This is a genomic window from Streptomyces sp. NPDC088910 (assembly GCF_044749865.1).
Lineage (GTDB): Bacteria > Actinomycetota > Actinomycetes > Streptomycetales > Streptomycetaceae > Actinacidiphila.
The window spans coordinates 214,542-233,099 of record NZ_JBIVIV010000001.1; the positions used below are offsets into that span (position 1 = coordinate 214,542).

21 protein-coding genes and 1 pseudogene are annotated in these 18,558 nt (G+C 70.0%); 18 read left to right on the forward strand and 4 right to left on the reverse strand.

The features are described from left to right. Positions 1–58 precede the first annotated feature (58 nt). From ACIP4Z_RS00905 to ACIP4Z_RS00990, 18 genes and pseudogenes are all read left to right on the forward strand, one after another. A complete protein-coding gene (locus ACIP4Z_RS00905; RefSeq protein ID WP_401303965.1) occupies positions 59–1,000 on the forward strand; it encodes a tyrosine-type recombinase/integrase in 942 nt (313 codons plus the stop codon). Beyond that, complete coding sequence (locus ACIP4Z_RS00910; RefSeq protein WP_401303968.1) at positions 997–1,341, forward strand: helix-turn-helix domain-containing protein; 345 nt, start codon at positions 997–999, stop codon at positions 1,339–1,341. The genes ACIP4Z_RS00905 and ACIP4Z_RS00910 overlap by 4 nt, the downstream gene beginning before the upstream one ends. Positions 1,342–1,740: 399 nt before the next feature. Beyond that, on the forward strand, positions 1,741–3,621 hold the full coding sequence (locus tag ACIP4Z_RS00915; protein WP_401303971.1) for a hypothetical protein: 1,881 nt from the start codon (positions 1,741–1,743) through the stop codon (positions 3,619–3,621). Positions 3,622–3,703: 82 nt separating this feature from the next. Next, complete coding sequence (locus ACIP4Z_RS00920; protein WP_401305003.1) at positions 3,704–4,324, forward strand: hypothetical protein; 621 nt, start codon at positions 3,704–3,706, stop codon at positions 4,322–4,324. Continuing rightward, on the forward strand, positions 4,321–4,974 hold the full coding sequence (locus tag ACIP4Z_RS00925) for a hypothetical protein (RefSeq protein ID WP_401303974.1): 654 nt from the start codon (positions 4,321–4,323) through the stop codon (positions 4,972–4,974). The genes ACIP4Z_RS00920 and ACIP4Z_RS00925 overlap by 4 nt, the downstream gene beginning before the upstream one ends. A 213-nt stretch (positions 4,975–5,187) precedes the next feature. After that, entirely contained in the window at positions 5,188–5,517 is a 330-nt protein-coding gene (locus ACIP4Z_RS00930; protein ID WP_401303977.1) for a Pycsar system effector family protein, read from the forward strand. Continuing rightward, complete coding sequence (locus ACIP4Z_RS00935; RefSeq protein WP_401303980.1) at positions 5,514–6,332, forward strand: DUF2637 domain-containing protein; 819 nt, start codon at positions 5,514–5,516, stop codon at positions 6,330–6,332. The genes ACIP4Z_RS00930 and ACIP4Z_RS00935 overlap by 4 nt, the downstream gene beginning before the upstream one ends. A gap of 16 nt (positions 6,333–6,348) precedes the next feature. Then, a complete protein-coding gene (locus ACIP4Z_RS00940; RefSeq protein ID WP_401303983.1) occupies positions 6,349–6,693 on the forward strand; it encodes a hypothetical protein in 345 nt (114 codons plus the stop codon). Then, the gene (locus tag ACIP4Z_RS00945) at positions 6,660–6,836 is read left to right on the forward strand and encodes a DUF6257 family protein (protein ID WP_401303986.1); all 177 of its coding nucleotides are present in this window, start codon (positions 6,660–6,662) and stop codon (positions 6,834–6,836) included. The genes ACIP4Z_RS00940 and ACIP4Z_RS00945 overlap by 34 nt, the downstream gene beginning before the upstream one ends. Positions 6,837–6,925: 89 nt before the next feature. Beyond that, complete coding sequence (locus ACIP4Z_RS00950; protein ID WP_401303989.1) at positions 6,926–7,792, forward strand: hypothetical protein; 867 nt, start codon at positions 6,926–6,928, stop codon at positions 7,790–7,792. Positions 7,793–7,858: 66 nt separating this feature from the next. Next, positions 7,859–9,145 (forward strand): FtsK/SpoIIIE domain-containing protein, encoded by a 1,287-nt coding sequence (locus tag ACIP4Z_RS00955; protein WP_401303991.1) that lies wholly within the window; start codon positions 7,859–7,861, stop codon positions 9,143–9,145. Between the two features lie 210 nt (positions 9,146–9,355). Next, positions 9,356–9,661: an RRQRL motif-containing zinc-binding protein gene (locus ACIP4Z_RS00960; protein ID WP_401303994.1), complete on the forward strand. Its 306-nt coding sequence runs from the start codon at positions 9,356–9,358 to the stop codon at positions 9,659–9,661. 82 nt (positions 9,662–9,743) lie between these two features. Then, a complete protein-coding gene (locus ACIP4Z_RS00965) occupies positions 9,744–10,427 on the forward strand; it encodes an SAM-dependent methyltransferase (protein ID WP_401303997.1) in 684 nt (227 codons plus the stop codon). Next, positions 10,424–10,690: pseudogene (locus ACIP4Z_RS00970) on the forward strand (bifunctional DNA primase/polymerase); the annotation flags it as partial. The gene ACIP4Z_RS00965 and the pseudogene ACIP4Z_RS00970, both read left to right, overlap by 4 nt. A gap of 53 nt (positions 10,691–10,743) precedes the next feature. Beyond that, positions 10,744–11,010: a bifunctional DNA primase/polymerase gene (locus ACIP4Z_RS00975; RefSeq protein WP_401305005.1), complete on the forward strand. Its 267-nt coding sequence runs from the start codon at positions 10,744–10,746 to the stop codon at positions 11,008–11,010. A gap of 629 nt (positions 11,011–11,639) precedes the next feature. Then, the gene (locus ACIP4Z_RS00980) at positions 11,640–12,797 is read left to right on the forward strand and encodes a DUF3631 domain-containing protein (protein WP_401303999.1); all 1,158 of its coding nucleotides are present in this window, start codon (positions 11,640–11,642) and stop codon (positions 12,795–12,797) included. Positions 12,798–13,018: 221 nt separating this feature from the next. Further along, positions 13,019–13,156 carry a helix-turn-helix transcriptional regulator gene (locus tag ACIP4Z_RS00985; protein ID WP_401305007.1) on the forward strand — a complete coding sequence of 46 codons (138 nt, stop codon included), beginning with the start codon at positions 13,019–13,021 and terminating at the stop codon, positions 13,154–13,156. Between the two features lie 88 nt (positions 13,157–13,244). After that, the gene (locus ACIP4Z_RS00990; protein WP_401304002.1) at positions 13,245–14,513 is read left to right on the forward strand and encodes a tyrosine-type recombinase/integrase; all 1,269 of its coding nucleotides are present in this window, start codon (positions 13,245–13,247) and stop codon (positions 14,511–14,513) included. 75 nt (positions 14,514–14,588) lie between these two features. Here ACIP4Z_RS00990 and ACIP4Z_RS00995 read toward each other — a convergent pair whose 3' ends face one another. The 4 genes from ACIP4Z_RS00995 to ACIP4Z_RS01010 form a co-directional block, all read right to left on the reverse strand. Then, complete coding sequence (locus ACIP4Z_RS00995) at positions 14,589–15,950, reverse strand: glutamine synthetase family protein (protein ID WP_188279782.1); 1,362 nt, start codon at positions 15,948–15,950, stop codon at positions 14,589–14,591. Positions 15,951–16,343: 393 nt separating this feature from the next. After that, the gene (locus ACIP4Z_RS01000; RefSeq protein ID WP_401304005.1) at positions 16,344–17,222 is read right to left on the reverse strand and encodes a hypothetical protein; all 879 of its coding nucleotides are present in this window, start codon (positions 17,220–17,222) and stop codon (positions 16,344–16,346) included. Positions 17,223–17,255: 33 nt separating this feature from the next. Then, entirely contained in the window at positions 17,256–17,909 is a 654-nt protein-coding gene (locus ACIP4Z_RS01005; RefSeq protein WP_401304008.1) for a nuclear transport factor 2 family protein, read from the reverse strand. A gap of 11 nt (positions 17,910–17,920) precedes the next feature. After that, a complete protein-coding gene (locus ACIP4Z_RS01010) occupies positions 17,921–18,550 on the reverse strand; it encodes a hypothetical protein (RefSeq protein WP_401304011.1) in 630 nt (209 codons plus the stop codon). Positions 18,551–18,558: the final 8 nt, after the last annotated feature.

An 18,558-nucleotide genomic window follows, 5' to 3' on the forward strand; every position in this document is an offset into this window, starting at 1 on the left:
ATGGGCGCGCGACGCGGCCGGTCTGGCGCCGAAGACTCTGGACGGGCTCATCAAGCCGGTGGTCGAGGTCTGCGAGTACTACGGCACGGTGCCCTGGCATCTTTCGTCCCGCGAGATCGACCGGTACTTCGCCGGGGCGGGCAAGCGGGCGCCGTCGACCCTGCGTGCCAAGTTCGGCAAGATCGACGCCTACTTCGCGTTCCTCGAACAGCGCTACGCCGGTGAGATCATGCGGCGCTTCGGGCACGGCGTCGAGTCACCGATCGACTCATTCAACCGGCCCCAGCACCGCGGCGACTTCGGGTTGCGGATCCCGCCGTCGCAGACGGCGATGCGGGACTTCTTTGGCCGCTGGCGCGAGGATCTGCCGAATGCCCGTAAGTACCTGGTCGCCTGTCGCGACTACGTGATGACGAAGGTCGCTTACCTGTCCGGCGTCCGAGCCAACGAGTTGTGCGGGGTATCCATGGGGGACCTGCACTGGGAGTCGGGCCAGTGGGGCCGATTCGTCGTGCTGGGCAAGGGCGCGGGCGGGTCGGGGCCCCGGCCGCGCGAGGCATACCTGTTCCAGGAGGGCCGGGCTCTGCTGTGGTGGTACATCGAGGAGGTCCGCGCAGAGTTCGGCGACGACGTCGAGCACCCGAAGGCGCCGCTGTGGCCGTCGGAGCGCAGGCCCACCGCGGTGGCGGCGCTGAACCTGCCGATCGCGCCGGCGATTGGCCCCTCAGCATTCCGCAAGGTTCTGCACACCGCAGCCGATGCTTACCTGACCGGTCCGGTCACCGACCTGTTTCCGCACCTGCTGCGCCACGCCTGCGCGACCCACAACTACGAGCGTGGGATGACGTTGTGGGAGGTGCAGAAGGTCCTCGGGCACGCCTGGGCAACCACGACGTTGCGGTACATGTCGACCGCGCACGCCGACCCGGAGCACGCGAACCTGGCCGCCAGCGACCGGGCGGCCCAACGGGTGGTGATGGACAAGGGGAACCTGCGGTGAAGTGGAATCTGCGGATGGTCGCCGCCCAGCGCGACCTGTGGCGGACTAGTGAGGTGCTGGCGGCCTTCCAGCGGGTGGGGTTCAACCCCTCGCTGAGCAAGGTCGCTGCCTTGTGGGGCGGTCAGCCGGTCACGGTCCGCCTGGACGACCTGGACCTGATGTGCGCGGCGCTCGGCTGCACGGTCGGCGATCTTCTCCAGGCCGAACCGCTCGTCGCGACGCGGCCGGACGAAGACTCCGGCCAGGCCGTAGTCGGTACCGACCATGATCCGGTGGGGCCGGTGAGGCCGGTCCCCCGCTCGCGCCCGACACGCGGGCCGCGTTCGTTGCCTCCGAGCTGAGGAACGGTCATGACCAGGGGGAAAGGGATCGCACGCAGCTGCTCGTTGTGCCTGGGCTGGTCGGTTCTGACGGCACGCTCCTGCTCCGGCTGCGAGAAGTTCGCCCGAGCACATCCGGTACGCGGAACCTGCCCGCGGTGCCAGCATGATGCGCACCTGGGATCCGACGGCCTGTGCAAGCCCTGCCTGCAGGCCATCCGGGCCGAGGACGATGCGGAATGGGCACTGGGCATCCCGGGAGCTGGGCCGCGTGCCCTCCAGCTCACCGTTGGCACCCACCGCCACTACGCCAGCCAGGCCAGTCCAATCGTGCTCAGCCGGAGCGGCGGGCGCGGGGTGAGGGCCGGGTGGAAGCGCAGACTGAACAGGCAGCGTGCGATAGAGCGCAACCAGTCGGTCGTGCTGGAGCCGCAGGTGTGGGGCCAGTTACCCCTGTTCGCCCTGCCACGCACCTTGACCCGCGACACAGCCCGTGCCCTCGCCGGCCGGCGGTTGTCCGGCTGGGATAAGGCCGAGACTGTGCTGCTGACGCTGACTGCCGAACGTCGCATGAGCAAGGCCTGGCGCTGCTGGGTCGCTGAGATGGTCCAGCTCGCGCTGGCATTGCGCGAAGCGGATGGCGCCGAGCTGACGTGTGAACGGCTGCTGCGGGAGCTGCCGAAGTCCGGTGACGTGGTCTGCGTTGTTCTTCTGGGCGCGGGCCTACTGGTCAGCGAGTCAGTCTCTGACCTGCGGCTCGCATCGCGCTCCTGTGGCGACTGCCATGCCTGGATGGCCGAGAGTCCGCATGCGGGATTTCGCTGCGGGTCGTGCCGAGACTGGCGCATGAGCCGCCACCGGCAGCCAGGGCAATGCGCGCGTTGCGGCGGGGACGGGCTTGTGCTGAGCGCCGGCCACTGCCGTGCCTGCCACCCCTACCGTGACGGCGACCGGAGCAGGCATGCTGCCACGCAGCTGGTGATCGACCTGCCCGCCGTCCCAGGCGAACCCGGCCTGTCACCACAGGCCAGCGAGCCTTTGCCGGTGCCCGTGGGCGTGACGCCCGCGACGATGATTGGCCCGGGACAGGAGGCCCTGTTCACAATGCGCCGTGACTGGTCACCGGTGCTGGCGCGACTACGGGGTCGCCCCATTGCCGATCTGCCGCTGACCGAGGCAGCGACAGCGCTCGTGGACGACTTCGCCGAGCAACGCCGCGACCAGGAGGGGACAGGCTCCAACAAGAACATTCGCACCCTCACGATCCTGAGCTACTGGCTCGGAGTCGAGAACGCCTTCCACGAGCGTGACGTCCACGACCTGGCCCGCCTCGACACGCATCTCGCGGCCAAGCCCGTCTGCCAGTTCCTGCGAACTCGTGGCCTACTCGTCAACGATCCGAGACTGCACCAGGACCGCGATCTGGCCTGGATCGAGAGGGTGCTGGCCACGCTGCCGCAACCCATCGCCGAGGAGGTCGCCGCATGGGTGCAGGCGCTGCGCGGCCAAGGCCCCCGGGAGAACGAGCCACGCAGCTGGGAAGGCATTCGCCGCTACCTGAGCACTCTGCGGCCGGTCCTCACTGCGTGGACGACGACCGGCATGACAACGCTGCGGGAAGTCACCGCAGACCACATCCAGGACACGCTGGACGGCCTGGAGGGGACTGTCCGCCGCCAGCGGGCTACCGCTATGCGCAGCTTGTTCCGAGCGCTCAAACGCGAACGGCTGGTCTTCCGCGACCTTGTTCGCCACCTGCCCGTGGGCGACCTGACTGGCATCCCACGACCGGTCCCCTCCGACGTGCTGGCCGGCCTGCTCGACCAAGCCACCACCCCGTTCGCGCGGCTCTCCATCGCCCTGGCAGCCATCCACGCTGTCCCCTCCGCAGAGATCCGCACCGCGCTCACAGCCGACCTGAACCTTGCCTGCGGAACCCTCGAACTGCGCCGCGGCGTGCGTCGACACACCCTCTACCTGGAGGAACTCACCCACTCCCTGGCCGCCGACTGGCTCACCTACCGGCACCAACGCTGGCCCACCAGCGCCAACCCCCACCTGCTGGTCACCCAGAAGACCGCCCCCGACCCGACCTACCCGGCCGTACACCGGATCACCATGCAGAAGGTCTTGCCCAAGGGACAGACCCTCGACCGTCTGCGCCAAGACCGGATCCTCAACGAAGCGTTCACCACCGGCGACCCACTCAAGCTCATGCGGCTCTTCGGCATCACCGAACAGACCGCCATGCGCTACGTCGGCACCGCCTACCCGGAGCGAACCGCGAAACTGCCCAGGTAGCGGGTACCCGCCGAGCCCGATGCCGCAGCGAAAGCCCGTGGCGGTGTGGCATCGGGTCCGGCATCATCCCTGTGTGATTGTGATGCGACCCGTTCTGGAGATCTTCGCCGCAGACGACTTCGCGCTCTGGCCAGTTGGCGAGCACGGGTCGTACGGCTACCTCGTACTGAACGGGGAGCTGACTCCGGCGGAAGTCGGCACGGCGGTTATGCGGATCGCCGACTGCAACAACTTCGAACCGGAAGAGGAGCACGGGCCGTGCCCGACCGACCCGCTCGGCGCCTTCCTGCACGGGCTGCTCACCATGCCCGACCTGTTGGCCGCCGGCGGGTTCCGGGTGACCGACACAGTCACCAACACCGTCTTCGTCGAGCCGGGTTGCTGCAACGGCCTGGAGACCTGGCGGGACTGGCAGGAGGTGCTAGATGGCACCGGCTGCTCCTACTTCGGCCACGACCCGTCCTCAGCGGCCGAACGTGCCGGCGACAACGTCCGGCTGACTCTCGACGCCCAAGCGAAGGACGGAAGCCCGGTGATCGAACTGCCGGTGGATCAAGTGCGCGCGCTCATCACCGGTGCCGAGGCGGACTTGCGGGACTTCCACAGCCTCGCCGGGACCTGGACCGAACAACACCTGCCGACACGCGTCGCCGCCGTCACGGCCGCCTTGGCCCGGGCACTGGACCTAGAGCTCACAGAATGACCAGCTTCCTGACCCACCGGGCGCGCGTGCACGACGCCCAGCTCCCCCTCCACCGGCGGCACAGCGCGCTGCGCACATGCCTCACCGTTTTCGCTCCTTATGGCCTGCGGGCGACATACCACCACCTCACGCTCAGCGCCGCGATCCCCCGACGGCTGGAGGCGGACCCGGACGCGCTGGCGCGGGCGGTGGAGGAACTGCACGAGGCGCGGGTGCTGTGGCTCGTGCGGGCAGAGGAGTACGCCGTGCAGCGTCGGGCGGAGAAGCAGGCTGGGCGGCGGGCTGTACCGAACCCTCGGCCGTGGTGGCTGCGGAGATGGTGGGAGAGCCCGGAGCGTGCATGGTTCGAAGACCCGTTTCGCCACCCGTCGCTGCGACTGTCCGAGTACGTCCGGCGACAGAACGCGCTTCTGGACGGCGCCGATCTGCCCGGCTGCCCGGCTTGCGGGGACGAGGGACCGCGAGTGCTGAGCTCGACCGGGCATGGCTGGGTCGAGCTGTGCCATGGGTGCGCGTGGGTGCTGGTGCCATGTCCGTGCGGGCAGCGGCACCGGTTCGTACCGGAGACCCCATTCAACTGGAACGGGATCTGGCAGCGGGCGCACATGAGCGATGACGGTATGCCGAACCCGCACTGGCCTGTGGGCTAGCCACTCGGATGCGGCACGGCGAACGCTTGGGAAGCCAAAGCCCGTAAATCACGACGAACCCACGCGCAGGACCACCACAGCCATCAGCTGACATACAGGTTCCTGCCTCCCAACGCTCAGGATTCCGGGAACCCGCGCGCTTTCAGCCGCACGGACACGAAGGCGTCGCTATTACTGGCGTTCACCGGTGCCCTGCTGGCCGGGGTGTGGACCGTGGGGTCCGGCCGCCACCTTCCGCTGGTCGCCCGACTGGTCGGGGGTCTGGCGGTGCTGCTGCTGGCCGGAGTTGCCGGGGTGCTGCTGTGGGCGGTGCGCCCGAACCTGGGCGGGGCCCGGCCGGTCGGCTTCCCCCGCTGGGCCACCCTCACCCCCGAGCAGGTCACCGCCGATCTGACCGGCGATGACCGCGCCGAGCACATCGCCGCCCTGTCCCGCATCGCCGTCACCAAGTTCGTTCACCTGCGGCGTGCGGTGGATCTCACCTGCGTTGCGGGCGTGCTGCCGCTGGTTGCTGCTGCGGTCACGGTTGGGGGTGCGGCATGAAGACCTCCGCTCCCCGCGCCCTGACCATTGCTGCTGCTGCGGTGATCGTGGCGCTGACGATGGCGGCGTTCTGGCTGTCGTACGCGCACCTGCAATCGGTCGCCGCCACCTACGGACTCGCGCAGTCTCCGGCGCGTGCGTGGGCGTGGCCCGCCACGCTGGACTTGTTCATTGTGGCGGGGGAACTGCTGCTGCTGCGTGCGTCGCTGACCGCGCGCACGGACTGGTGGGCCATCGGCCTGACCGTGACCGGCAGCGCGGGCAGTATCGCGCTGAACATCTCCGGCGTGGGCACGGGTGCGCACACCCTGGATTACGTCGTTGCCGCGGTCCCGCCGACCGCTGCTTTGCTGGCGTTCGGTGCGCTCATGCGTCAGGTGTACGACGCCCTCGCCGTGCCCGCGGTCGGCAGCGACCCCGCACCGGTCGGCGTCCCGGATGCATCCGAGGCGGCCCCGTCCGCCCCGGATGTTGCGGCCGTTTCGGCTGGTCAGCCCGCGACCGCTCCCGCCACCGCCCCGCCCGCGTCACCGCGGAAGACGGCGTCCCGGCCGCGGTCGGGGCAGGCGCAGGGGGCCGGGCGGACGCAGCGCCCGGTACGCACCGATGACGAACTGCTGGCGCACCTGGCCGAGCTGCGCACGGGTGCGTCCGCACCGCTGTCGCAGCGCGCGGTACTCGCCGCGCTCGGGATCGGCGTACCGCGGTTGCGGGCGCTGCTGGACGCGCATCGTCTGACCCTCGATCCGATTCCCGCTCCCGCGCCGCTGCACCTGGTCGACACCGACCGGCAGCCGGACGCGGCGGCCCTCTGATCCGGAAGGCACCGTCATGACCGACATCAGCAAAGCCTCTGCCGACGCGGTCGAAGCCGCCCGGCAGGGCGAACAGTTCGCGCTCATCCTCGCCGCGGTTAAGGCCGCGCAGAGCGTCCAGGCGCAGCAGCCGGTCCCGCCCCCGCCGGTCGTGGTCCAGCAGTCCGGCACCGCGGGCAAGTGGCTCGCTGTCGCGGTCGGCGGCTCCATGCTCATGATCACCGTGGCGTTCGTCGCGGTCGCCCTCGCCATCGCCGCGGCGTCCCTCGCCCTGGTCGCCCTGGTCGTCTACGGCATCTACCGCGACATCCGGGGCGGTGGGCGCAAGTGGTCCACACCCACCCCAACGCCCCCCCGCTGACCGCGGGCGAAGCCGCCGACATCGCCCGTATCACCGCGGTGGCCTGCTTCCGCGGCGGCGTGCTGACGACACGTCAGAAGAACCGGATTGACCGCATCATCGACGGCGCCCGCGAGCGCGCCGACAAGGCCGCCAAGAAGTGATTTCGCCCCGGACCGGCCGCGCATCCGCCAAGACAACCGGCCGGTCCGGGCCCATCGCTCCCCTGAATCAGGAAGCAGGAGTCCCCAGCATGACCGAGATCATCGACATTCACACCCGGCGGCCCCGGCCTGCCCCGGACCTCACCAAGCACGACAACGAACCGGACACGCCCGGCGACATACCCGCCGACGCGCCGCGGGAGGTGCTTGAGGGCGTCGTGATCCCCTCCGGCATCCCCCGGGAGGGCAAGGAGGGCGCGGCCCGTGCCGGGGTGCGTCACCTCGAACGTGTGCGGTGTGCCGCGGGTGTGACGGCCCACGTCATCACCCACGACCGCACCAAGACCGGTGTCCGCCTCGCGGTCCGTCACACCGCCTACGTTGCCGGGGGTGCCCGAATCGTGGCCAAGCGCACGTGGGACGGGCGGACCGTTGCCCGGCACGAGCGCATGATGCGCTCGGCTGAGGCCGCGGGACAGCATGAGGTGGCGATGGAGTGGGAGCAGCGCGCGGCGTTGTTCCGGCAGCAGCGTCACCAGCGCCGTATGGACCTGCTCACCTCCGGGCCCCGGCTGGTGAAGTCCGCCGTATACGGCGCCGCCGGAGGTGCGGGCGGTCTGCTGGCGCTCGGCACCGTCCTGGCCCTCGCGGAGCATGACCCGGTGCTGGTCATCGGCCCAGTGATGTTCACCGTCCAGATGATCCGCTGGGCCGTGCTCATCGTGTCCGTGGTCTGGGGCCCGGCGCTGTTTCTGGCCCCGTGGTTGGCGTTCCTCGGGTTGTGGGAGACCGGCCGGCGTGGGCAGGCCGCACCGCAGTGGGCGCTTCCGGCATCGGAGCAGGAGCAGCGGGACGTGGTCCCGGACGAGGGCGCGATCCTGGACGCCCTGCGGCACCTGGGCATCGGCCCGATGAACCAGGCATTCAAGGCCGGTTGGCAACCCCGGTGGGTCTAGCCCACCACCCGCCTCGGCAAGGGCTGGCACTCCCAAGTGCAGCTCCCGATGGGCGTCACCGTCGAAATGATCAACAAACACAAGGACGTGCTCGCCCACAACCTGCTGCGCCTGCCCGTCGAAGTCTGGCCGACCGAACCGGCCACCGCCCCCGGCACCCTCGATCTGTGGGTGGCCGACCAAGGATCGCTGTCCGGGGCAGTCCCCCCGTGGCCCCTGCTCAGCGACGGCACCGCGGACTACTTCAAGGGCGTGCCGGTCGGCGTCTCCCAGCGCGGAGAACCGGTCATCGGCAAGCTCATGGCGTCGAACTACATGGTCGGCGGCATCATGGGTTCAGGTAAGTCGTCGCTGGTCGTGAGCCTGCTGCTCGGGGCGATGCTCGATCCGCTGGTCGAGATCGACGTTTACGTCATGGCCTACAACGTCGACTACGACCCGATGCGCGAACGGCTGCGCACCCTGGTCAAGGGCGACGATGACGAGCAGGTCAGGGACGCCCTCGAAGCCCTGCGGGACCTGCGCGACGAGGTCACCGAACGCGGCAAGCTGCTGGCCGAACTCGGCGGGGACAGCGTCAAGCTCACCCGTGACCTGGCCGAACGCGACCCCCGCATGCGCCCCCGCCTCGTGGTGTTCGATGAATGCCACGAGCTGTTCGAGCACAAAGAATACGGCCCGGAGGCGGCTGAGCTGGCCATCAAGGTACTGAAGAAGGCCCGGAAGGTCGGCATCACCCTGGTGTTCGTCACCGTCTCCCCGACCGCGTCCAGCATCCCCAAGGACGTGACCCGCAACACCAGTCACCGGGTGGCGTTCGCGGTCGGCGACCACGTCGCCAACGACGGGCTTTTGGGCACGGGCAAGCACCGGGCCGGGATCACCGCCACGACGCTGAACCCCGCGGAGAACATCGGCACCGCCCTGACCGTGGGGTTCACCAAGAACGCGTTCGAGCTGGTCCGCGCCTACTACGTCCGCAAAGACGCCAGCACCGACCATGTGTCGCCCGTGGTGGCGCGGGCGCTGGCGCTGCGCGAGGGCATCACCCCCGCCGCATCCACCGTCCTGCCGGCCGACGGGGAGAAGCCCGATCACCTCGCGGACGTGCTCACCGTCCTCGGCAATGAGGCGCGCGTGCGGACGCAGGAAGTCCTCCGGCTGCTCATCACCCACAACCCGCACGAGTACCGCGGCTGGACCTTCACCGACCTCAAGCGCGTCCTCGACCCGCACAGCGCGATCCGCAAGTCCCACGGACAGATGATCGTGGACCGCGACCGCGTCCGCGAAGCCCTCACCGACCGCACCGACGACGCCCACCCGGATGCCGCCGAGTTCGACGGAGAGTGATGGGGCGGTACCGGGGAGGCGGGGAGATCTCCCCAACCGCCTCCCCGGTACCGCCTCCCCCGCACTGAACTGCGCCAAAACCCCACGGGGGAGGCGGGGAAGCACACCCCGCAGACCTGCGGAAACCCCCAAAAACCAGGGTTGAGCAGCATCCCCCGCCTCCCTCCCCGACACCCACAGTCACCAAATTTGCGTCCGGATGGAGACGCTATGAGCCTGCCCGTCTATTGCTACCGCCTCGCCCCGCACGGCCTGATGACTCGCCGTCAGCTCAACGCGGCCGGTCTCAGCGCACACCGCGCCGACGCGGTCGGCGAGATCCGCTGGCGCCGCGGACGCCGCGTCGCCTACCTCTACGACCCCGCCACCGCCCGGCCCCTGCACCCGATGACGCCGGGCCGCTGGCGCTCTCACGCCGCGATGATGCGCGCCCGCCGCACCTGCCCCGCCTGCCGAACCGACGCCGGATACGTCATCCCCACCTCGCTCGGCACCTGCGTGCCGTGCGCCGCCTGAACACGCCCGCGGGCGGTGGCCTCCCGACCAAGGAAAACGCCACCGCCCGCGGTCCACATCCCCGAAGGGACTGACCACCAGCATGAACCGTCACACCCCCCTGCGGCGACGGCCGTTCCGGCCGCGTCTGCGGGACGCGTTCTGCTGCCAGGGCGGGGCCGCCCGTGGCTACGAACTGGCCGGCTTCGACGTAACCGGCATCGACATCAACCCCCTGCCGCGCTACCCCTACCAGTTCGTCCAGGGCGACGCGGTCGCGTTCATCCGCGAACACGGCGCGGAGTTCGACGCCATCCACGCCTCCCCGCCATGCCAGCACGACAGCGACTGCCAGCGCATCCAAGGCCGCGCCCACCCCGACCTCATCGCCCCCACCAGGGCCGCCCTCGAATCCACCGGGCGCCCGTGGGTGCTGGAGAACGTCAAAGGCGCGGTGCCCAAGCTGCGGGGCCCGGTGATGCTGTGCGGGGCCATGTTCGGCATCGCCACCTACCGGCACCGGTACTTCGAGACCGGCGGAGGCTTCACCCTCACCCCGGCGGACCACCCCGAACACCGTGCGCCGCAGGCGAAGATGGGCCGACCCGTCCCCGAAGGCTGGTACGGGCAGTACGTCGGGAACTTCTCCGGCGTCGGACAGGCCCGCCAGGTGCTCGGGGTGCCGTGGATGAACCGCGACGGCATCCGCGAATGCATCCCGCCCGCCTACACCGCCCACATCGGCCGCGCCTTCCTCGCGCACTTCACGGCGGAGGTAGCGGCATGACCGCTACCCGGACCGCTCTGCTGCACGCCGCCCTGGACGCCGCCGGACACGGCTGGCCCGTCATCCCCCTGCGCCCCGGAACCAAGATCCCCGCCCTGCACGGAGACCGGCGCTGCCCCCGTACCGGCGACTGCACCAACGGACACAAGACGTTCGAGCAGCGCGCCACCACCGACCCCGCCCGCATCGAACACTGCTGGTCCGCGGGCCCGTTCAACGTCGGCATCGCCACCGGACCCGCCGGCCTGCTGGTGGTCGACCTCGACACGGCCAAGCCGAAGGACAAGAAGGGCACGCCGCCCCGGCCACCCGCCGCATCCGGACCCCCAGCGGCGGACAACACCTGTACTTCCGCACACCCATTGGGGTCCAACCCTCTTGCAGCGCGGGCACGTTGGCCCCAAAGGTCGACACCCGTGCATGGGGCGGACAGGTCGTTGCCCCCGGGTCCGCGACCCCTGACGGCCCCTACGCGGTCATGGACGCCTCCCCGGTTGCAAAACCTACCCGAATGGCTCCAAACCGCCCTGACGCCCCCACAGCGGGCCGCCACGGGCCCGTTGCGGCCCATGGCGGCCCGTGACGCGCCCCGGCTCGCCGCCGTCGTCCTCGAACGCGAAGTTACCGCCGTCGCCACAACCGGCGAAGGCGGCCGGAATACCGAACTCCTGCGCGCCGTGCGGGCCGTGGGCCGATTCGTAGCATGGGGAGACCTCGACCGCACCGCCGTAGAAGCGGCTTTTCAGGCGGGGGGCGAGACGGCCGGGCTACCGGCTGCCGAGTGCCGGACCACGATCCGCAGCGCCCTCGACTACGCCGTCCGCACTGCCCGGCCCCGGCAGGCCGCCTCATGACGCCCGCCGCGGGACGACCCCCCGCTCTGAAAAGCCTCACCCGAACCCCTGACCAGCTCCGCCCCGCCCAATCGGCCGGCGGGCCCACGAGCCTTAGCGCGCCGAAGGTCGCCGCCGAAGGCGTCCTGTCTGCCCTTCGCCCTGGCCCGCACCCGGCAGACGGACGCCGCCCCATCGCATGGCTGCACATCATCGCCCCGTCCGCCTGGGAGATGCCGCCGCGGGCAGTGTCCCGCTGCGACTGCGGCCGGTACGTCACCGCCCGCGGCCGGGTCGATGTCCTCGCCCTGATTCAGGATCACGCCGACCACCGCACCGCATGCCCACTGCACACCACGAAGGAAAGGAGGCAGGCCGCATGACCGCCACCGGGCACGACGGCGCCGACCTGCTCAACGAGGTCGAAGCCTTCCACCGCCGGTTCAACGCCTTCCCCACCCAAGCCGCCTACGTCGCCGTCGTGCTGTGGGACGCCCACACCCACCTGCTGGACTGCTTCGACTCCACCCCCCGCATCGCGTTCCTCTCCCCCGAACGGGGATCGGGCAAGTCCCGTGCCCTGGAGATCGTGGAAACCCTGGTGCCCCGGCCGATGGTCGCCGTCAACGCCTCCGCGGCGGCGCTGTTCCGGGCGGTGTCCGGCCCGGACGGTCGGCCCACCATCCTCTTCGATGAGATCGACACGGTCTTCGGTCCCAAGGCCGGGGACAACGAGGAACTTCGCGGGTTCCTCAACGCCGGGCATCGCCGGACCGGCGTCACCTACCGGTGCGTCGGAGACAGCCAGACCGTCACCCCGTTCCCCTCCTACACCGCCGTCGCCGTCGCCGGACTCGGCTCCCTGCCCGACACGATCCTGACCCGATCCGTCATCATCCGCATGCGACGGCGGGCACGGAACGAGCGTGTCGAGCCGTTCCGGGCCCGCCTGCACGAGAAGGAGGGCCACGCCCTGCGTAACCGTCTCGCCGCGTGGGCAGAGCAGGCACGAGGCTTCGTGATGGGGGCATGGCCCGAGATGCCCGACGGCATCACCGACCGCCCCGCCGACGTCTGGGAACCCCTGCTCGCCGTCGCGGACGCCGCCGGCGGGGCATGGCCCGAGCGGGCCCGCGACGCGTGCGCCCAACTCGTCAAAGCCGCCCAAGTCGATGACAAAGGAAGCCTCGGAATCCGGCTGCTGACCGACCTGCGCGACCACGTCATGGTCGGTATCGACCGGCTGCCGACCATTGCCGTTGTCGACCGCCTCAACGCGTTGGACGACGCCCCGTGGGCCGATCTCCAGGGCAGGCCGCTGGACTCCCGGCGGCTCTCGCGGATGCTGCACGACTACGTCACCACCGACAACGAACCCATCACGTCGCGAAACATTCGCACCTCCGGCGGAGTCCTCAAGGGCTACTACAGCGCCGATCTGCACGACGCGTGGCAGCGATACTGCCCGCCCGCTCCGGAAACTCCGCTACAACCGCTTCTCCCGCTACTCCCCAGCTCACAGGCCCAATCCGCGTAGCGCAGACCCCGGATGTAGCGGCTACGGCCCCGCGCCCCGAAACGGCCGTAGCCGCTACACCGACACCCCCCGCTACACAAAACATGCCGCTGACCTGCGATGTAGCGGCATAGCGGATGTAGCGGACCTAGAAGAGCAGAGGCTCGGAGACCGGAGGACCCTCGCGTGTCCGCACTCCCCGATCACTACCTGACCCCGAAGAGCTTGCAGAGATCCTTCGCCTGCCGAGCGTCGAGACCGTCTACGCCTGGCGCAAGAAGCGCACCGGGCCGCCCGGATTCCGCGCCGGAAAGCACCTGCGCTACGACCCCGACGCGGTCCGCGCCTGGATCAACCAGCAGATGACGCAAGCAGCCTGACCTAACACCCCACACCGAATCACCGCGGCCGGTAGCGAGCACACACGCTCGCTACCGGCCGCCGCCACGCCTACAGGAGTCGCACACAATGGCAGGCCATATCCAAGACCGCTGGTACAAAACCGAACCCAACTCGGCAGGCAAGCTCGTACGCGTCAAGACGGACCGCTACGGCACGGGCATGCGATACCGCGCCCGGTACATCGGCCCGGACGGGACTGAGAAGAGCAAGAGCTTCCCCGACCGGCAAAAGCGTCTCGCCGAAAAGTGGCTGACAGAGATCGAGGCGGACATGTCCCGAGGTCAGTACATCGATCCTTCCGCTGGACGAATCACCTTTCAGCAATACGGAGAGAAGTGGTTGGCGAGTCAGACCACCGATGCCACGACCCGTACTTCAGTACGAACACAACTCCGGCTGCACGCCTTTCCGTACATTGGCACCCGCCCGCTCGGTTCTTTTCAGCCCTCGCACATCCGAGAGTGGGTGAGCGACCTGGAGAAGGTGCTCCCGGTTTCCTCGTACCGGCGCGTCATCTTCTCCAGCGTCTCCGCCGTGTTCAGCGCAGCGGTGGACGACAAGCACCTCAACACCAATCCGTGCCGTGCCCGCTCAGTGCGCGCGCCTAAGTCGATGCCGCCCCGTGTCCAGCCGTGGACGGCAAGCCGCGTCTTCACAGTGCGGGCCGCTCTGCCCGAGCAGTATCAGGCCATGGTCGATGTCGGCGGGGGATGCGGACTGCGACAGGGCGAGATCTTCGGCCTCGCCGACGACGCGCTCAACTACGAAACGGGATGGCTGCACGTCGGCTGTCAGGTGAAGGTGGCGAACGGACATCTCGTCTTCGGTCTGCCGAAACGAGGGAAAGAACGGGACGTGCCACTCCCCCGCCGCGTGGCCGGGGTACTTAAAGCCCACAGTGAGAAGTACGGGCCTGTAGAGGTCACTCTCCCCTGGCTCCTCCCGGACGGGCCGCAGGTGACAAAGCGTCTGCTCTTTACCCGGTTGGACGGAGACGGCGCCGTACGGCGGACCGACTTCAATACGCGCACCTGGAAACCGGCCCTCGCCGCCGCTGGCGTTATCAAGGATGCGGAGGAAGGCGAGCGGTACGCCGCCTCACGAGAGGACGGCATGCACGCGCTAAGGCACTTCTACGCTTCGGTCCTGCTGGCGGCCGGAGAGAACGTCAAGGCGTTGAGCCACTACCTCGGGCACGACGATCCCGGTTTCACGCTGCGCGTCTACACGCACCTCATGCCCAGCAGTGACGGGCGGGCCCGCCGGGCAGTGGACGGCATGTATGAGGCAGTCGATCCCACACCAGACGGCCCAGAGGCGGCCCAGGGCAAGTGAGACGGCTTCGGGCGGGCGGCTCACAGCCGCCCGCCCGAAGGGTCACTCCACAAGCAATGGTGCACTGGCCTGCGGCTACAGGTTCGGGAGGTTCTTCCGCAGCTCGAAGGCGGTGACCTCGGAGCGGTACTCCTCCCACTCCTGCTTCTTGTTGCGCAGGAAGAAGTCGAAGACGTGCTCGCCGAGGGTCTCGGCGACGAGTTCGCTGCGCTCCATGAGGGTGATGGCCTCGCCGAGGTTCTGCGGGAGGGGCTCGATGCCGAGGGCGCGGCGCTCGGAGTCGGACAGGGCCCAGACGTCGTCGTCGGCGCCGGCCGGGAGTTCGTAGCCCTCCTGGATGCCCTTCATGCCCGCGGCGAGGAGGACGGCGTAGGCGAGGTAGGGGTTGGCGCCGGAGTCGATCGAGCGGACCTCGACGCGGGTGGAGCCGGTCTTGCCGGGCTTGTACATGGGGACGCGGATCAGGGCCGAGCGGTTGTTGTGGCCCCAGCAGATGTACGAGGGGGCCTCGCCGCCCGCGCCAGCGGTGCGCTGGGAGCCGCCCCAGATCCGCTTGTAGGAGTTGACCCACTGGTTGGTGACCGCGGCGGTCTCACCGGCGTGCCGGAGCAGGCCCGCGATGAAGGAGCGGCCGACCTTGGAGAGCTGGAACTCCGCGCCCGACTCGTAGAAGGCGTTGCGGTCGCCCTCGAAGAGCGACAGGTGGGTGTGCATGCCGGAGCCGGGGTGCTCGGAGAACGGCTTGGGCATGAAGGTGGCGTGCACGCCCTGTTCGAGGGCGACCTGCTTCATGACGAGCCGGAAGGTCATCACATTGTCGGCGGTGGAGAGCGCGTCGGCGTAGCGCAGGTCGATCTCCTGCTGGCCGGGGGCGCCCTCGTGGTGCGAGAACTCCACCGAGATGCCCATGGACTCCAGCATCGTGATGGCCTGGCGGCGGAAGTCCATGCCGACGTTCTGCGGGGTGTGGTCGAAGTAGCCGGAGTTGTCGGCGGGGGTCGGCCGCCCGCCGTCCATCGGCTTGTCCTTGAGCAGGAAGAACTCGATCTCGGGGTGGGTGTAGAAGGTGAAGCCGAGGTCGGAGGTCTTGGCGAGCGCGCGCTTGAGGACGTAGCGCGGGTCGGCGTACGACGGGGAGCCGTCGGGCATGAGGATGTCGCAGAACATGCGCGCGGTGCCGGGGCTCTCGGCGCGCCAGGGCAGGATCTGGAAGGTGCTGGGGTCCGGCTTGGCGATCATGTCGGACTCGTACACCCGGGCGAAGCCCTCGATGGCGGAGCCGTCGAAGCCGATGCCCTCGTCGAAGGCCTGCTCCAGTTCGGCCGGTGCGACGGCGACCGACTTCAGGTAGCCGAGCACGTCGGTGAACCACAGGCGGACGAAGCGGATGTCCCGCTCCTCCAGGGTGCGGAGAACGAACTCCTGCTGCTTGTCCATATCCATCCATCCTTGCCGGTCAGGCCACCTGCTCCCCGCCACTGGCCATATCGGGGACGCACATCCGGGATTGCGAGCCGAGCATCCCATCACGCGATTTCCGGCGCGTTGCGGGGGCCCTCTCCCCCATAGTGCCTGCCCGCGACGAGTCCTTCATCATCGCGCGGCGCCTGATCGGTGACGGCGCGGAAAGGCCAGCGTTTTGATAAGGGTAGCCTTACTTAAGACGTACGTCTGTTCGCCACAGCTGCGTACCCGTACGAGGAGCCGTACCCCTGGGCACACGCACGCGTGGCGGCGGCCGTCGCGGGGCCCGCCGTCGTCGGCTATCTGCTGGACGCCGACTGGCGCCTCACCAACCGCTGGCCGCAACCGCTGATCGTGGGGTCCGCGCTACCCGAAGGTGTCGATGCTCGCGATCTTCCAGGTGCCGTCCTGGTGCACGGCGTCCACCGCGAACATCGCCGCCGCGTAAGTGGTCGCCGCGTTCGCGGACTTGGCGGTGCTGGTGTTGCTCTGGTCGGCGAAGACCAGGACGCGGGCGCGGTCGCCGTCGAGCAGTTCCACGCCGGTGTCGGTGACGGTCGTGGTCAGCACGAGCTTCTGCGCCGGTGCCTGGGCGCGGACCTGGGCGAGCATCGTCGCGTACTGCTGGACGGCCTTTCCGGTCAGTACGCGCTTGGCCGCGTCGTCGGTGCGGGCGGTGTCGGCGTAGTTGTAGGAGAAGACCGCGTTCACGGCCTGGGCGACAGTGCCTTTGACCTCGCTGGTGCGGGCGGTGTCGGTCAGCGCGGTGTTGCCGGAGGCCACCGAGTCGCGCAGGTCGGACGCCTTGCCCGCGGACCAGGCGGCGAGGCCGCCGAGCAGCACGGTCAGCAGGGCGAGGCCGACGGTGAGGACGGTGACGGGCCGCGGGCGCCACGTGCGCGGGCCGCTCCCGGCCTCGGGTTCAGCGTCGGCGGCCGTGCCGGTGGGAGTCCCGGCGGTGACGTCGGCGGTGACGTCGGCCGCCTTGTCGGACGTACGCGGCGGCCGGGCCGGGCGGGTGCGGACGGCGGTCGCGGCGCGGCCCCGGGCGGGGCGCTCCGAACGGCCGCCGCCCTCCGCCTCGGTCTCCGGGCCGGTGTCGGTGTCGGTGTCGGAGTGGATGTCGGTGGCGGTGGCGGGGTCGACGTCGGTGGCGGCTTCCGCCGTGCGGGTCACGCGCTCGCGCGGCGGCGCGGTGGCCGCCAGGCGGCGTTGGCGGTTGATGAGGTGGCGGGTGGTCGACATGGGCGGCGGTCCTCTCGCGGACGGCGGGGCGGCTTACTGGCCGTCGGTGGTGGACGGGGACGGCCTCGCGGTGGCGGTGCCGCCGCTCGGGGGCGAGGACGCGGACGGGTCCGCGGCGCTGTCGCCCATCGGGGCCTGGCCGAGGGCGCTGAGCTTCCAGCCCGTGTCGGTGCGGGTGAGTTCGCCGAGCATCCGGCTCTCCTTGACCGCGGGCTTGGCCTTGGGCGCCTCGACGGTGATCCGCAGCGCGATCATCACGCTGGCCTTGCCGGTCCTGGTGTCGAGTTCGGTGACCGCGCCGGACAGGATCTTCGCGGTGCTGACCGTCTGGGCCTGCTGCACCTGCTTCTCGAACGCGGCCCGCCCCTGGACCAGTTGGCTGTGCAGGTCGCCGGTCGTGGAGCTCTCCCAGATGTCGAGCCCGTGGTCGACGTCGGAGTGGTCCAGGGTGTTCATGTTCTGCACCGCCTGCTCCCCCGCCGCGAGCACCGTGTCGCGGGTCCGGGCGAAGGCCGCGTCGTCGTCGTGCGCGGCCCCGTACCAGGACCAGCCGGTCAGGGCGGCGGCGACCGCCGCGGCGACGGCGAGCGCGACGGCCGTGGCGAGCAGCGACCGGCCCGGCGCGCGCAGCCGCGCCCCGAGCCGGTCCCGCGACCCGCCGCCACCCTTGAAGGGCATCCGTGCCATCCGTCCTCCTCCTACCGGGCCTTGAGATCGGTGATCCGCCAGTGGTCGCCGTCGAGCCTGGCGGTGACCGAGAGTTGGGCCGCCGCGCTGGTGGCCGCGGCGCCCTTGCGCTGGGCGGTCTGGTCGAGGAAGACCAGCAGCCGGGCGTGGTCGGCGGTGAGCCGGACGACCCCGGCGCGCACCACCCGTGTGGTCAGGGTGAGTTGCTGCTCGGCGACGCGCTGCCGGATCTGCCCGAACAGCGCCTGGTACTGGTCGGCCGCCGCGCCGTCCAGCAGGTCGCGGGCGGCCCGCTCGGTCGACCCGGTGTCCTCCGGCGTGTACGCGAAGATCTTGCCGAGCGCGTTGCTGACGTCCCCGACGACCCGGTTGGTCGCCTCGGTGTCGGTCAGCGCGCGGTTGTCCGTCGCGGCCGGGTCGGTCAACCGGTGGGCCGCGTAACCGAATCCGCCGCCGCCGAGGAGCAGCAGCACGATCGCGGCGACCGCCGCCGTACGCCGCGCACCGTACGGCCACCGCCAACGCCGTCCGGCGGCGGCCTCGTTGGCCTCCGGCTCGTCCGGAGCGGCGGCCACCGATGCGTCGGTCTGCGGCGCCTCGGCCTCCGCCGCGTCGGCCTCGGGCTCATGCGTGGTGCTCACTGGGCCGC